Raw genomic sequence first — 488 nt, forward strand, 5'->3', positions numbered from 1 at the left:
GCTTTGGCAATTTTGGCACTGGCGCCTTGGTGTTGCGAAATGAATTGCTCGGTGTGGCTGATCAGCTGTTGGCGCAGCGTTTCGTCGTCGAGGTATTGGCGCGTGGTTCTGTACCAGGCTTCGGCGGTTTCGACGCGGACGGCGGCTTTGGCTTCGACTGCGCCTTTACAGGCTTGGGCAAAGTTGTAGTTGGAGTAGCCGAAGAGGGTGGGGACGCGGCAGGAGATGGGTTCGATAATGTTTTGGCAGCCGGCATCAACGAGGCTGCCGCCGACGAAGGCAATGTCCGCGCTAAGGTAGTAGGCGGCAAGCTCGCCCATGCTGTCGCCTATCCAAACTTGTGTATCGGGGGAAACGGGTTGTCCGTCGCTGCGTTTTTGCGCGGTATAACCAAGCGATTTGGCGGTATCGTAGGCCGTCTGAAAGTTTTCAGGGTGGCGCGGTACGATGACCAGCAAGGCATTGCCGCGGTAGCCCTGCCATGCTTT

General features: G+C 58.2%; 1 protein-coding gene. It reads right to left on the reverse strand.

Annotated features, from left to right (window positions below):
• Positions 1-488 (reverse strand): 3-deoxy-D-manno-octulosonic acid transferase (locus ACTHSP_RS21710; RefSeq protein ID WP_440346971.1); only part of this gene is annotated, 488 nt, incomplete at both ends.

The sequence above is a fragment of the Neisseria sp. P0001.S005 genome (assembly GCF_051963715.1).